The organism is Acinetobacter sp. YH12023 (genome assembly GCF_013420135.1).
In the GTDB taxonomy this organism is placed as follows: Bacteria; Pseudomonadota; Gammaproteobacteria; order Pseudomonadales; family Moraxellaceae; genus Acinetobacter; species Acinetobacter amyesii.
Map to the genome: position 1 here is coordinate 121,150 of NZ_VOYU01000011.1, position 15,323 is coordinate 136,472.

The 15,323-nt window shown below is 44.2% G+C and carries 10 protein-coding genes; 5 read left to right on the plus strand and 5 right to left on the minus strand.

All coding sequences use genetic code 11. The annotated features are described in order from the left end of the window. Window positions 1-162 precede the first annotated feature (162 nt). Window positions 163-1,806: a PglL family O-oligosaccharyltransferase gene (locus FTT92_RS12880; protein ID WP_180172299.1), complete on the plus strand. Its 1,644-nt coding sequence runs from the start codon at window positions 163-165 to the stop codon at window positions 1,804-1,806. Between the two features lie 93 nt (window positions 1,807-1,899). On the opposite strand, the gene dnaJ is transcribed toward FTT92_RS12880, so the two are convergent. The 4 genes from dnaJ to FTT92_RS12900 form a co-directional block, all read right to left on the minus strand. Continuing rightward, window positions 1,900-3,018 (minus strand): molecular chaperone DnaJ, encoded by a 1,119-nt coding sequence (gene dnaJ, locus FTT92_RS12885; RefSeq protein ID WP_078194104.1) that lies wholly within the window; start codon window positions 3,016-3,018, stop codon window positions 1,900-1,902. Window positions 3,019-3,124: 106 nt separating this feature from the next. Continuing rightward, window positions 3,125-3,502, minus strand: a complete 378-nt coding sequence (locus tag FTT92_RS12890; protein ID WP_180172300.1) for a hypothetical protein — start codon at window positions 3,500-3,502, stop codon at window positions 3,125-3,127. 133 nt (window positions 3,503-3,635) lie between these two features. Continuing rightward, on the minus strand, window positions 3,636-6,773 hold the full coding sequence (locus tag FTT92_RS12895) for an efflux RND transporter permease subunit (protein ID WP_180172301.1): 3,138 nt from the start codon (window positions 6,771-6,773) through the stop codon (window positions 3,636-3,638). Further along, complete coding sequence (locus tag FTT92_RS12900; protein ID WP_180172302.1) at window positions 6,773-7,879, minus strand: efflux RND transporter periplasmic adaptor subunit; 1,107 nt, start codon at window positions 7,877-7,879, stop codon at window positions 6,773-6,775. The genes FTT92_RS12895 and FTT92_RS12900 overlap by 1 nt, the downstream gene beginning before the upstream one ends. A gap of 151 nt (window positions 7,880-8,030) precedes the next feature. Between FTT92_RS12900 and FTT92_RS12905 the strand changes: the two genes are divergently transcribed. From FTT92_RS12905 to FTT92_RS12920, 4 genes are all read left to right on the plus strand, one after another. Then, window positions 8,031-8,654 carry a TetR/AcrR family transcriptional regulator gene (locus FTT92_RS12905; protein WP_180172303.1) on the plus strand — a complete coding sequence of 208 codons (624 nt, stop codon included), beginning with the start codon at window positions 8,031-8,033 and terminating at the stop codon, window positions 8,652-8,654. Between the two features lie 152 nt (window positions 8,655-8,806). Further along, window positions 8,807-11,491: a phosphoenolpyruvate carboxylase gene (gene ppc / locus FTT92_RS12910; RefSeq protein WP_180172304.1), complete on the plus strand. Its 2,685-nt coding sequence runs from the start codon at window positions 8,807-8,809 to the stop codon at window positions 11,489-11,491. 297 nt (window positions 11,492-11,788) lie between these two features. Then, on the plus strand, window positions 11,789-13,093 hold the full coding sequence (locus FTT92_RS12915; protein ID WP_180109521.1) for a solute carrier family 23 protein: 1,305 nt from the start codon (window positions 11,789-11,791) through the stop codon (window positions 13,091-13,093). Between the two features lie 115 nt (window positions 13,094-13,208). Beyond that, a complete protein-coding gene (locus FTT92_RS12920) occupies window positions 13,209-14,111 on the plus strand; it encodes a LysR family transcriptional regulator (protein WP_180172305.1) in 903 nt (300 codons plus the stop codon). Window positions 14,112-14,120: 9 nt separating this feature from the next. Here the strand turns inward: FTT92_RS12920 and FTT92_RS12925 are convergent, their stop codons facing one another. Further along, on the minus strand, window positions 14,121-14,858 hold the full coding sequence (locus FTT92_RS12925) for a sulfite exporter TauE/SafE family protein (RefSeq protein WP_180049573.1): 738 nt from the start codon (window positions 14,856-14,858) through the stop codon (window positions 14,121-14,123). Between the last annotated feature and the right edge of the window lie 465 nt (window positions 14,859-15,323).

Sequence of the window (15,323 nt, forward strand, 5' to 3'; positions counted from 1 at the left end):
TATATCAAAACTCCATGCGCAGGCTAAGTTACAAACAAAAAAATCCTGTATTTTCCGAAAGACTTTTGCAAATCAACTTCTACCACAGACGCTGACTATTCCCTCACCAAGTTTGGGCATTTTCACGGTATGATAGGCGCGTTCTATTGATCTTGAATATTCATGAAAACCCTATTGTATCTTTGTGCGGCAGTCTGTATTGCACTGGCATGGCTGATTCCGATTCATTACCGACCTTGGGCCACGTATACCGGTGAGCTTTATACCTTCTTTGCCCTGTTTGCCCTAGCGGCAACGTTCTTTAAAGAAAAGCTCATGGTGGCAAAAATTTCCTTGCCCCTGTTGCTCTTAGCGCTGATTCCCTTCGTTCAATTGGCTTTTGGGCAGGTGTATTATTTTAGTATTGCCTTACTCTGTATGCTGTTTGTGTTCAGCTTCTGGCTGTGTATCAATCTTGGTTTCAGCCTCTCGCAAGGTACGGAAAAACGCGAAAAAACCTTCCTATACCTAAGCTATACCTTTGTTGCATCTGGGGTCATGACGGGACTCATCGCAATATGTCAGTGGTTAGATTTCGACTCGTTTCTTCCTTTTGTGATGAAAATTAGTGGAACTACGCGCCCATTTGCAAACTTTGCTCAGCCAAATAACATGGCCACGTTTCTGCTCATGTCCTTGTTAGCCTGCTTATATGTTTATGAACAGCAAAAAGTTAAAACCCGCTATTTGGTCGCTTGTGCAATTCCTATTTTAATTGGGGTCGCGCTCAGCCAATCTCGCACCTCTTGGGTGGCAAGTATCTGTGTCCTAGTCTATTTGGCTTATGCACAGTACAAAGATTATATCCGTCTTCGTTGGTTTTACAGCTTGGCCTGGTTTATCGGCTTTGTGGCACTGATTGTATTGATGCCAAAATTAAGTCAAATCATGAGTCAAATATCCGACATGAATATTCAAGAAAGTCGTGACGTAGCCGAACGTGCTGGTGGAGATATGTCTCGTTTAGCCATTTGGCAACAAATGGCGCATGCCGTAGCTGCACAGCCTTGGTTTGGCTATGGTTGGCATCAAACCAGTAGCGCTTTTGTCTCGATCTCTGACACGGTACAAGGGCCTGTATGGATTCGTAGTTCACACAATTTTATTTTGGATTTCTTATTGTGGAATGGCGCCATTATTGGTGTTCCGTTCTTGGCCTATTTCGCTTATTGGGGCATCCAATTACAGAAGTTAGCCAAGTCCGCATTATCTGTCATTGGCCTATTAATGGTCGGTGTCTTCGTTATTCATGCCATGTTGGAGTTTCCGCAAAACTACGCATACTTCTTACTGCCTGCGGGTTTTATTATCGGGATTCTTCAAGCGGCCAAGCCACAGGCGGCTACATTGAGTCTGTCTCCGTGGTTTATCCGCATTGTTTTCGTGATTGGCGCTGTGCTGATTACGGTGATTTATCGTGATTATGCCAATGCAGCGATTCAGCTGGGTCAGGCATCAAAATATGAAAAAACGCCAGAGAAAATCACCAACCATGAGCCGATCTATTTGCTGACGGAATTTAGGCATCGGGTGGCGATTATTCGTTTAAACCCGTATTCCATCGTTTCTGAACAAACCATTCAGGAGACTGAAAAATTGGTTCGCAGCTACCCAGCGAAATATCACATCATTAAATATGCACGTTTATTGGCATTTAATGGTCGTGAGGCTGAAGCACGTCATCAGCTACAGCGTCTGAAGAATATTTATCGTCTCGACATGAGCTATGAGAGTTTATTACCGCCTATAACTCCTCCGAAACCTTAAAATGCTCAATAAAAAAGCCTGCAATGATGCAGGCTTTTTTATACCTGAGTTCACATCACAGCGAACTCAGAAAAATTAATTGAATCAAATCAATTAATCAAATAAACGGTCGAAGAATGATTTTTTCTTCGGAGATGATTTATTGTCATCGCCATCCATCGTGTCTTGTAACTCTTTCAACAATTCACGTTGACGAGCCGTTAAGTTCACAGGCGTTTCCACCACGATACGGCAGAGTAAGTCACCAGTCATGCTGGTACGTACAGGTTTCACACCTTTACCACGTAAGCGGAATAATTTGCCAGTTTGAGTTCCTTCAGGCACTTTCAAGCTCACACGACCATCGAGAGTCGGAATTTGAATTTCTTTACCCAATGCAGCATCTGCAATGCTTACAGGCACATCCATATATAAGTCAGCGCCATCACGTTGGAAGATTTCGTGTTCACGTACCACCACTTCTACATATAAGTCGCCTGCTTGGCCATCACGGATCGCCTCACCTTTGCCACTTAAACGTACGCGGTCGCCATTGTCCACACCTGCAGGAATGGTCACTTCTAAAGTTTGCTGACGGTCAGAAACCCCTGAACCATGACATTTATTACATGGGTTCTTAATAATTTTACCTTGACCACGACAGGTGCTACAGGTTTGCTGCACAGAGAAGAAGCCCTGTTGCATACGCACTTGACCTGCACCATGACAAGTTTTACAGGTTTCGACGTCGTTTGGATTTTTAGATCCTTTACCATTACAGGCATCACATGGCGCTGGCGCAGTAAAGGTAATGGTTTTTTTCACGCCCTTCACAGCTTCCTCAAGGGTAAGCTCCATAACATAGCGTAAGTCTGAACCACGGCGTGCACGTTGCTGACCACCACGGCCACCACCGCCAAATGCGCCACCGAATATGTCACCAAACTGACTAAAGATATCTTCTGCGCTAAAACCGCCACCGAAGCCACCGCCGCCGCCCATGCCGCCTTCAAAAGCTTGATGTCCCATACGGTCATACATACTACGTTTTTCGCTGTCCGATAAAACTTCATATGCTTCTGCAGCTTCTTTGAATTTTTCTTCAGCTTCTGGGTTATCTGGATTACGGTCAGGGTGATACTTCATCGCCAACTTACGGTAGGCTTTTTTAATTTCATCATCACTTGCGGTTTTAGATACACCTAAAACCTCATAATAATCACGTTTAGCCATGTCTGGCGATGCTCCTCACGGAATTTAATTTAATACTTAACTGTGGTCTGAAATTGGGGAATCAAACCATTTTTTCAAGGGGTAGGCAGGAAAAAAATAAATCGACTTAGAAAACAGCCTTATTTTTAACGAATTTGGATAGACCTTGGATCCATGCATTTAATAAATACAAAAAGGCAATCGCAGCAAAGACCACACCAATTACCGTGCATGCAGTCACCCAAAGATAGGTGTCCCAATAATAGAAAAATAAAGGAATAAACCACAGTGCGGCAAAAATGGCCATCATGGAATAAATCACGACGGTGCGCATGACCCAAAGCGCTTGGGCTTGTAGCCAAACTTCTGCAGAATCGATTTGAGTGACTTTGCGTGCAAAGCCGTAGGCAAATACACCACTAATCAGGGTAAATAAAGCGAAAAACATGAAGACATAAGAAATCGCAACATAACGGCGATACTTAGCTAAACTCTCTACTGTCATCTGTGATTCAACCCCGTACACCACAATATGCTGCGCTGCACTTGTGGTTGTTTTACTTTTTAAAAATGTCTTTGTAGATCAGGTGCTACTATAGAGAAAAATTCAATATTTCGCACCCAATATTATGACACTTTTAAGGATTCTGCTGAGTTTTTTTCACTTTAAACCACTGTGCATATAACGCAGGTAAAAAGAACAAGGTCAGCAGGGTCGCCACGATCAATCCACCCATAATCGCCACGGCCATTGGACCGAAGAAAATACTGCGAGAAAGTGGAATCATCGCCAATACAGCGGCCAATGCAGTCAGCACAATTGGACGGCAACGACGTACCGTCGCATTGATAATCGCATCCCAAGCCGACTCCCCAGACTGAATATCTTGTTCAATCTGATCAATCAAAATCAGTGAATTGCGCATAATCATTCCAGACAGTGCAATCGTGCCGAGCATCGCCACAAAACCAAAGGGTTTATTAAACAATAACAGGAATAACACCACGCCAATAATGCCCAAAGGTGCTGTTAAAAATACGATCATCGCCCGTGAAATGCTGCGTAATTGAATCATCAACAAAGTCATGACAACTGCGAGAAATAATGGCATGCCTGCATTTACAGAAGTTTGGCCTCGTGCTGACTCTTCCACAGTGCCGCCTACTTCGAGTAGATAACCATTCGGCATCTCTGCACGTAACTGATCAAATGAATCTTTTAACTCCCCCACCACCGTTGCAGGTTGCAATTTACTACGAATATCCGCGCGCACAGTAATGGTCGGTAAACGGTTACGATGCCAAATCAAACCTTCTTCAAAGCTATACTCAATTTTCGCAATCTGCGCCAATGGCACTGAACCACCATTGCTGGTCGGTACTGCCAAACTGCTGAGCGAACCGACATCCAATCGCTCCGCTTGATCACCACGCATCCGAATTTCAATCAGCTCTCGTTTCTCACGATACTGATTAATCACCGCACCACTGATTGAACTATTCAGGAAATTGGACAGATCTAAGCTGGAAACTCCCATTTGACGTGCGCGATCTTGGTCGATGTCCAGTTTAATAACTTTGCTTGGCTCACCCCAATCCAAATGCACATTGGTGGTGTTCGGGTTTTCACTGACTTTTGCAGACACACGTTGTGCCCACTCACGCACTAAGCTTAGATCTTCACCCGACACGCGGAACTGCAATGGATAACCCACAGGTGGGCCATTTTCTAAAAGTGAAACGCGAGTACGTACTTCAGGTAAGAGCTTACGGATTTCTTCTGCTAATGACTGGCGGATCTCATTACGATCATCTAAAGATGAAGCCAATACCACAAACTGAGCAAAACTGGCTTGGGGTAACTGCTGATCTAGAGGTAAATAAAACCGCGGTGAACCTGTCCCCACATAAGCCACAAAATTATCAATGCCTTGTTTTTTCGATAAGAACGCTTCGACTTTTTTTACGGCCGCTTCTGTGGCTTTCAGAGATGCACCTTCCTCGAGCTTTAAATCCACTAAAATTTCAGCACGGTTTGACGGTGGGAAGAACTGCTGTGGTACAGTTTTAAACATTAAAATCGATAACACAAAGATGCCAACCGTCGCTGCAATCACCGTCTTACGATAGGTCACACAAGTGTCGACCCAACCACGGAAACGTTGATAAAACGGAGACTGATAAGGATCATGATGTTCGCCGGCATGATGCACCATCGGCTGAGGTTCGGGCTGCTTACGTAAACGTGCCCACAGGCGCTGATACCACGGGGCTTTTTGTACCAAATCTTTGTTGAAATCGGGTAGTAATTTATCCCCCAGATAGGGAACAAACAGCACCGCTGCAAACCATGACACCACCAATGCGATAGTGACCACTTGGAAAATCGAGCGAGTGTATTCCCCTGTGCTCGATGCGGCTGTGGCAATCGGCAAAAAGCCAGCCGCAGTAATCAGTGTGCCTGTCAGCATTGGAAATGCGGTGGTGCGCCATGCATGTCCGGCGGCTTGTAATCGGCTATAGCCCTGCTCCATTTTGATCGCCATCATTTCGACGGCAATAATCGCATCATCCACCAATAAACCGAGTGCGAGAATCAATGCCCCCAAAGAAATCTTGTGCAACCCGACATCAAACATCTGCATGCCTGCAAAGGTCATGGCCAAGACCAATGGAATGGAAAAAGCCACAACCAATCCCGTACGGAAACCTAAGGAGAAGAAGCTCACCAATAGGACGATAATCACCGCCTCAGCGAGGACTTTCATAAACTCATTGACGCTGCGCTTCACGGCTACAGGCTGATCAGAAACTTTTTTCAGTTCCATGCCCAAAGGCAAGGTTTTTTGCAGGCGGGCAAATTCTGTTTCTAGGTTTTTACCCAAAGCCAGAATGTCGCCACCTTTACGCATCGACACTGCAATGCCTAAACCATTTTCGCCCATAAAACGCATACGCGGCTGCGGTGGATCACTAAAGCCCCGATGTACATCTGCCACATCACCCAACTGAATGGTTCGTCCATTCACCAATAAGGGCATCTGACGCAGTTCATCAATGTTTTGTAAATTGCCGCTGACACGCACCTGAATACGGTCTGAATTGGTTTCAAAAAAGCCGGCACTGGCAACCGTATTTTGCTGCTGCAAGGCTTGTTGAATCGCCGTCACGGGTATGCCCATTTGCGTGGCTTTGGTGTTGGAAATTTCAATCCAAACTTTTTGATCTTGTAGACCAATTAAATCCACTTTCGCAACGTCTTTGACTCGTTGTAACTGGAGCTGTAAACGGTCGGCATATTCCTTCATGGTGGCATAGTCAAAGTCTTTGCCGGTCAGCACATAGATATTACCGAAGGTGTCACCAAACTCATCATTAAAGAAAGGACCTTGCACACCAGATGGTAATTGATGGCGAATATCATTGACCTTTTTACGCACGGTGTACCAAACATCAGGGACTTGCTGCGAACGTAAACTGTCCTTGGCCACAAAGGTCACCATGGATTCACCCGGACGTGAATACGCCATGATGCGTTCATACTGCCCCGTGGTCATCAGTTCTTTTTCAATTCGATCGGTGACCTGCATTGATACTTCTTTGGCTGTTGCACCAGGCCAATAGGTTTGAATCACCATGACTTTAAAGGTAAATGGCGGGTCTTCACTCTGCGACAATTTGGAATAAGAAAATATCCCAACGATGCCCAGTAGAATCATAAAATAAAGGATTAAGCCTTTATTTTTCAGTGCCCACTCAGACAAGTTAAAATGCATTATTTAACTCCTGCCTGAATGTGTACCGCTCGATTTTCACGATCAACAGGTTGTATTTTTTGTTTTTCGCGGAGCAAATGCACGCCGCCAACCACAACAAAATCCCCTGCTTGCAGACCACTGAGTACGGGCACGCTGTCACGTCCGTATTCGCCTAAAGTTACTGGAACTTTACGTACCGTATTATCTGCATTGACCACCATCACATACGCCTGCTGACCACTCGCAGACACACTCGATAACGGCACATGCAAAACATTCTGCTGCGCTTTGGTTAAAAATACCCGTGCACTTTGCCCCAGTTGAATGGCACTATTGCCTTCACGTAATGCCACTTTGACACTATAAGTACGAGACTGATCGGCAGCAGGACTAATTTCACGTACATAGCCTGCAAATTTTTCCTGTGGTTTCGACCACAAGGTGACCCATGCATCCTGCCCCGTTTTAATTTCAGCAACCGCTTGTTCAGGCACACCAATGACCACTTCACGTTCACCTGCAATCGCCAATTGAAATGCCGGTTGTCCTGCTGCAATCACTTGACCAATCTCAATATTACGCTCAGTAATGACCCCATTTTTATTGGCAATTAATTGGTTATAACCGGTCTGATTACGACTCACATCATAATTTGATTGGGCTTGCTTTAAGTTCGACTGTGCTGCTTTATATTGGTTTTCCACTGCATCATACTGCGAACGACTCACGGCATTGACTGGCAATAATTGCTTAAAGCGTTTTAGTTCATCTTCAGCAATTTGTGCAGCGGAACGCGCACTTTCAAGCTGTGCTTGTGCTGCATTCAGTTGCAACTGTGCATCTTTGACGTCTAATTTTGCCAAGACTTGCCCGATTCGGACTTGGTCTCCAACATCGACATAGCGCTCAGTGATTTGACCGCCAACCCGAAACGCCAAAGCCGTTTGCTGGCGTGCTTGTACATCACCCGCATAACTTTTCTGTTCAAAATGTGTGGCACCCGGCTGAGTCACCATCACAAATGGCACTTCCTGTTCCGTTTGGGCTTTATCCTTGCTGCATCCCCATAAGGTCACACTGCAAACGATAATCATGCTGACAACTGTGATCTTAATCGTACTCATGAAGTTCGCTCTTAATAAAAAGTCTTTTTTAGGGCAGAATATTATTCAATTAATTTGGTTATTTTTTAATTAATAAACCATGCGGTACATTAATTAGATTAATTATCCTAAATCAATGACCTTTTCGCCTTTTTTGGAATTTTTTCAGCAAATGAATGTCGGCCGCCCGAAAGACTTAGAAAAACGACAACGGATTTTAGAGTCTGCAAAACAATTATTTTTAGAAATGGGCTATCACGGTTGCAGCATGAATCAGATTGCCCAACATGCAGGGGTCACCAAACTGACGGTCTATAATCATTTTCAGGACAAAGCCACCTTATTTACCAGTGCAATTGAAGACACCTGTGAATATATTTTGAATACCCGCCCGCGACATCTGCACAGCGAAAGTCATTTTATGCAGGCTTTCGTTGAAATTTGTGAGTTGGGGCTGAACATCATGAATTTGCCAGAAGCCATTAAACTGGACTTATTACTTTTGGAGTTGGCTGCCGAACACAGTCCCTTGGTGGAACAGTTTTTCCGTGCCTCACATTTGAAAATGCGCCAAGTCTGGGAAAAATTTTTTCAAGACGCAGCCGCTTTAAATTTCATTCAGCCGGATAATCCTGCCCGACAAACTGAACTGATTGTGTCGCTACTGATGGGACTACGCCATCAAGAAGTCTTATTGGGCATGCGCCCAGTACCTGAAGCAGCAGAGCGACAGGCCATTATTCACTCTGCCATCGAAATCTTTATGTTGAAATATCAACTCGGCACGCAGAGCTAAGCATTTTCTGAAATATTTCAAGGCTAAACTGAAACAAATGGCATAGCTATTGCTCATTTACCTAGAAAAGTCATCCGACTTTTGTCTGTACCCCCTTTTGCCACAGCACTTTCGGGGTATAGTCGAGACAGGAATACGCGGAGAAATAACAAATGATTCAACAAATTGATGCTCCATTACGTGAAGACGTGCGCTTACTGGGCAATTTATTGGGTGAAACCCTAAAGCAGCATGCAGGACAAGATTTGTTTAATCAGGTAGAGCAAATTCGTGCTTTGTCTAAAGGCGCGCGCGATGGACAAGTTGAAGCTGAAAAACAGTTAGAACAATTATTTTTAAATTTAAAAGATGAAGAAATTTTGCCACTGACCCGTGCATTTACACACTTTCTCAACTTTGCCAATATTGCCGAACAGTACAATGTGGTGCGCAGCCGTCGCCAAAGTGAGTTTGATGAGCAAGCACCTTCACCGAATCCACTCGATCATTTATTTGAAAAATTTAAATGCAATAACATCAGTGCGGAACAACTGTTCCAACAAATTTGTGAATTAAAAATTGAATTGGTCCTGACTGCACATCCAACCGAAGTCAGCCGCCGTACCTTGATCCAAAAATATGATGGTATTAATGATTGCCTGTTTAAAATGGATCAACAAAAACTTACGCCACGCGAACGCAAAGCCGTACTGGATGATTTAAAACAACTGATTTGCTCGGCATGGCAAACGGATGAAATTCGTCAACATCGCCCGACGCCTGTCGACGAAGCTAAATGGGGCTTCACGACCATTGAACAGACCCTGTGGAATGCTGTACCCAAATTCATGCGTGAATTGGATGGCATGGTTCAAGATCATTGTGGCAAGACGTTGCCTTTAAATGTTTCCCCTGTGCGCTTTGCATCTTGGATGGGCGGTGACCGTGATGGCAACCCAAACGTCACCCATAACATTACTCAAGAAGTGCTTTGGCTTTCACGTTGGAAAGCTGCCGACCTGTATTTACGCGATATCGAAGACCTGCGCTGGGAACTTTCGATTCAAGAATGCAGCAAAGAGCTTAGTGATGCCTTGGGTCATTTCCACCCTGAACCGTATCGTGAATATCTACGTGATGCGCGGGAACGCCTCAAAGCCACTCGTCACTGGTTGGCACTAAAACTCCGTGGCGAAGATGCTGACGATAGCCAAGTCATTAAAAGCCGCCATGAGCTGCTCGATCCACTATTGGTTTGCTACCGTTCACTGATTGACAGCGGTTTACCTGAAATTGCCAATGGTCAGTTACTCGACTTTATTCATCGAGTGAATTGCTTCGGTATCGAATTACTCAAACTCGATATTCGTCAGGAGTCGACTCGTCATCGCCAAGCGATTTCTGCCATTACTGAATATTTAGGTTTAGGCAATTTTGAAACATGGACGGAGCAAGCCCGTCAAAACTTCTTGATTCAGGAACTGCAAAGCAAACGTCCACTGCTACCGAAGTTTTTAAATGAGCCGAAACAAAGTCTGATTGAACATCCAGATGTACAAGAAGTCTTTGCGACCATGCGCACTTTGGCAGAACAGCCACCTGAAAGTTTAGGGGCTTATATTATTTCCATGGCCGAACATCCGAGTGATGTCTTGGCTGTATTGTTACTGCAAAAAGAAGCCGGCATCAAACAAGCGCTACGCGTCGTGCCACTGTTTGAAACTTTAAAAGATTTGGATGGTGCAGCCCGTACCATGAATACCCTATTCAATATGCATTGGTATAAGCAGCATATTCAGGGTAAACATGAGGTGATGATTGGCTATTCAGACTCAGCCAAAGATGCGGGCTTTATGTCGGCAAACTGGGCGCAGTATCGTGCGCAGGAAGAATTAACCGCGGTTGCGAAAAAACATGATGTACAACTGACATTATTCCATGGCCGTGGCGGTTCAATCAGCCGTGGTGGAGCGCCGACACAGCAAGCCCTATTTTCACAGCCACCGGGTTCAATTTCAGGAGCGATTCGTGTCACAGAACAAGGGGAAATGATTCGCTTCAAGTTTGGATTAGAAGGCATTGCCTTACAAAACTTGGAAATTTACACCGCAGCGACCTTAGAAGCCACCTTATTACCACCGCCTGAACCGAAACAGGAATGGCGTCAGCTCATGCACAGCATGACGGATCTGTCGGTACAGGTATATCGTCAAACCGTGCGTGAAAATCCGCATTTTGTAAAATACCTACGGACTGTAACGCCAGAACTGGAACTACAAATGTTACCGCTCGGCTCACGCCCAGCCAAACGTAAAGTTAGCGGTGGGATTGAGTCTTTACGTGCGATTCCTTGGGTGTTCGCATGGACGCAAATCCGTTTGATGTTACCTGCTTGGCTCGGTACAGGTGCTGCGATTAATCAAGTGATTGATCAAGGTCAAAAGCAGACACTCGAAGAAATGTTAGAGCAATGGCCTTATTTCCAAACCCTGATTGATATGTTGGAAATGGTCTTGTCCAAAGCCGATGGCCATGTGGCACTATATTATGAGTCTCATCTGACAGATGACGCAGATCTCAAACAGTTGGGCGAAGAGTTACGTCAGCGTTTACGTGATGCGGTACAAACGCTATTAGCACTCAAAGGTGAATCGAAATTACTCAGCAGTAACGATGTGCTCGACCAATCCATGAAGGTGCGTAAGCCTTATTTATTGCCGCTACATTTACTGCAAGCCGAACTGATGAAACGCCGCCGTGCTTACCTTGCCGAGCGTCAGGCTGAAAATACCCCAGTCGACCATGCGTTAATGGTCAGCATCGCGGGTATTGCGGCAGGTTTACGTAACACTGGCTAAATCTTCCAAGTTTTCAAAAAGCACACAGAACTGTGTGCTTTTTTTTTGACCAGTCATATTGGTTTTAATTTATTTTGGAATATATAAAATAAGAAAAATTTATGAAGAATTGGCTCCAAGCCTATTTGATTAATTGCATGATTTAATGCCTTTTTTACACCTTTAAAACTTTTACCATTTGGTAAATTTACATGTAAAGTCATGTAATTAGTTTGAACAAAATATTTTTAAAAGAGATTAAATCTTCTAAAAAACAAGAGTATGATGTGCACAATTTATCTATTGAGTGCTCATTTTATGTCCAATTGGTTTCCCAAATGGCGCCCGTACGAAGGCAATATTGATGCACGTCCTGTAGGTACAAATGAGTACCTACCTCCGGTGCAAAGTGTTGTATTGGGGATACAACATGCCTTTGCAATGTTTGGCGCAACTGTCCTTGCGCCATTTTTGATGGGCTTTGATGCCAACCTTGCGATTTTAATGTCGGGGATCTGTACCATCCTGTTCTTCTTTATGACAGGTGGTCGTGTACCAAGTTATTTAGGCTCTAGTTTTGCCTTTATTGGTGTGGTCATTGCCGCAACAGGTTATGCAGCATCAGGTACTGGCGCAGCAAATGCCAATATCGCATTGGCTGCTGGCGGGATTATGGCCTGCGGTATTTTATATGCCATTTTTGGTTTTATCGTGATGGCAACGGGTACCCGTTGGATTGAAAAACTCATGCCACCTGTAGTGACAGGTGCAGTGGTGATGATCATTGGTCTCAACCTTGCCCCAGTGACCATTAAAGGGGTTGCCGGTAATAACTTTAATATGTGGATGGCTTTAGTCACTGTACTATGTATGGGTTCGATTGCAGTGTTCACCAAAGGTTTATTACAACGTCTATTACTCTTAGTTGGCCTTCTACTCGCTTACTTGGTGTATTACATCATTTCCAATGTCATGGGTCATGGCACACCAATCAACTTCGTTCCAGTACAAGATGCAGCTTGGTTTGGTGTTCCGCACTTCCATTCACCGGTCTTTGACTTCAATGCCATGCTTATCATTGCACCGATTGCGTTGATTTTGGTTGCAGAAAACCTTGGGCACATTAAAGCTGTGGGCGCGATGACAGGTGAAAACCTCGATCCGCACATTGGTAAAGCCTTCGTTGCAGATGGTGTTGCGACTACACTTTCAGGCGGTGTCGGCGGTCCGGGTATGACCACTTATGGCGAAAACATTGGTGTGATGGCAGTGACTCGCGTTTACTCAACCATCGTCTTTGTCTTTGCAGGTGTCTTTGCCATTTTCCTTGGTCTTTCTCCAAAGTTTGGTGCGATTATTCATACCATTCCGCAAGCCATTTTGACAGGTGCATCGATTGTTGTATTTGGTCTAATTACCATTGCAGGTGCGAAAATTTGGATTGAAAACAAAGTCGATTTCTCAAAAAATAAAAACCTGATGGTGGCAGCAGTCACGATTATTTTAGGTACAGGTGACTTTGCACTTCAATTCGGTAACTTCAACTTAGGTGGTATTGGTACTGCTACATTTGCAGCGCTGATTTTGAATTGGTTCTTTAGCTTGGGCGATAAATCAGAATAAGCCTCCAAAGCATTTAAAAAAGAATACAACATTCATTTGAAAAGCGGCCGAAAGGTCGCTTTTTTTTATAGCTGCTCTTTCGGTAAGATAAGGCATTAGCCAAGGAATACACCATATGCGACTGGATTTGTTCGACCTCCAATTGGTGCTGCACATTGTAGACAGCGGCAGTCTGACCAAAGGCGCTGCTCGTTCTGCCATCTCGCTACAAGCAGCCAGTGAACGGATTAAAAAACTCGAACAGCATTACCGCACAGCCCTGTTCACTCGCCAAGCCAAAGGGGTCAAACTGACCCTTGCTGGTCAAACCTTGGTTGAACATGCGCAGCGCATCTTAGGTGAGGGGCAAAAATTAGAGCACGCTATGCTGCCCTTTGCGCGTGGGCTGAGTTCCAATATGACCTTATGGTGTAATTCATCTGCACAAAGTGAATATTTGCCGGTCTTGCTGCCATGTTATTTACTGGAAAATCCCAACACACAAATTGAGCTGCATGAAGCCGAGTCTAAAGACATCATTGCAGCGATAGAGCAAGGCAATGCACAACTGGGCTTAATTTCAGGTTTCTTTAAATCTGCACAGTTACAAACACTAGAGTTTGCAGATGATCCTTTGGTACTGATTTGCCCTATAACTCATGAATTGGCCTCGACACCTAGCGTCAAACCCGCAGAGATTTTGAATTATCCCTTTGTCGGTTTAATGCAATATCATTCCTTACAACAATCGATCGAGGCTCAAGCCAAATTATTCGGCTGTGAAATACAGTATCGGCTGCGTTTGCCGAACTTTGCCGCGATCGCGCAAGTGGTGGCGAATGGTGTGGGCATTGCCATCATGCCAAAACGTGCGGCCCAACGATTACTCAATTTGTATGCCTTTGCCCAAGTTGAGCTCAGCGGGGACTGGGCCAATCGAAAATTGCTCCTCACCGCACGTAATTTTGATGATTTACCCTTAAATTATCAGCATTTCAGTCAGTTTCTACTGTCACAAAAATCTACTTTAGATGGCTAAATCTAGGCTTTAAATCACGCCAAACTGGTGCAGCATCATATAGCTACCGAGGGCAATCAACCCGATAAAAAACACCTTACGGAATTTTTGTTCTGGAATGCGGTAACGGATTTTTTTCCCTGCCCACATGCCAATGAGCGCTGGAATCAGTGCCATGGCTGACATGGCATAATCAATCGGAAGATCTTCCACAGGATTTTGCTGTAAGAACACTGCCAAACAAATGGTTGACGTAGTAAAGGCCAAACCGAGTGACTGTACAAGATCATCGCGTTTGAGCTGCAAACCTTGCAAATATGGTACTACCGGGATCACCACTACACCTGTAGCTACAGTCAGCGCTCCACCGAGATAACCGATCATTGGAGATAGCCATTTTTCATGTGGTGCAAAGTTCGGCAAGCTTTTCGCACAAAGCCCATACAGTCCGTATAGTGCCAACATGCCCCCCAGTAAAGCTTCACTTTTAAATTCACCATGTCCTAAAGTTGGAAAAATACTCCAAATTGAACCGACGATAATCCCAAGTAACAAGGGCCAAAAGCGTTGAATTAGTCGCAACACCTGCCCTTCGGCAAATAGTTGCCAAAAGTTGGTCACCATAGATGGAATGATCAATAACGTCGCTGCCTGAAATGGACTGATCACCATGGTGAGTAAGCCCATCGATACCGCAGGCAGGCCTAACCCAATCGTGCCTTTAATTAGACCTGCGATTGCAAAAACTGTGATGACGAACCAAATCATGGCGAAACTCGCTGAAAAATTGGCTCTATGCTATGCAATTCAGGCACTTTGAAAAATCAGTGTTTTTGGAATAGAGCCTCAATAAAAAGTTGAGGCTAGGTTATAGCGTCTAAAGCAGATAGCGTAGATGGGCTAAACAAACTCTTTTGATTTCGAATAAGTTATAAGCGTATTGGTGGAATAGTGATATAAAAACCGTTCCAATATGCTGTTTACTAGAACGGTTTTTAATAAAATATTGATACTTATAGGAAAATTTCAAGAATTTCGTATAACGTGTATTATGTTAATTTTAGAAAATATTAAGGATGGGAATAGAGAATGGTAGAAACAGACCAAAAATTAGCACAGAACGGATGTTGTTATGCTTAATCCTGATCGGTTAAAAATACAAATTTAAAATCAATAAAAGGTGACAACTACCTTGATACTTACCGAACAGCATGCTTTATCAATTTTTATTGA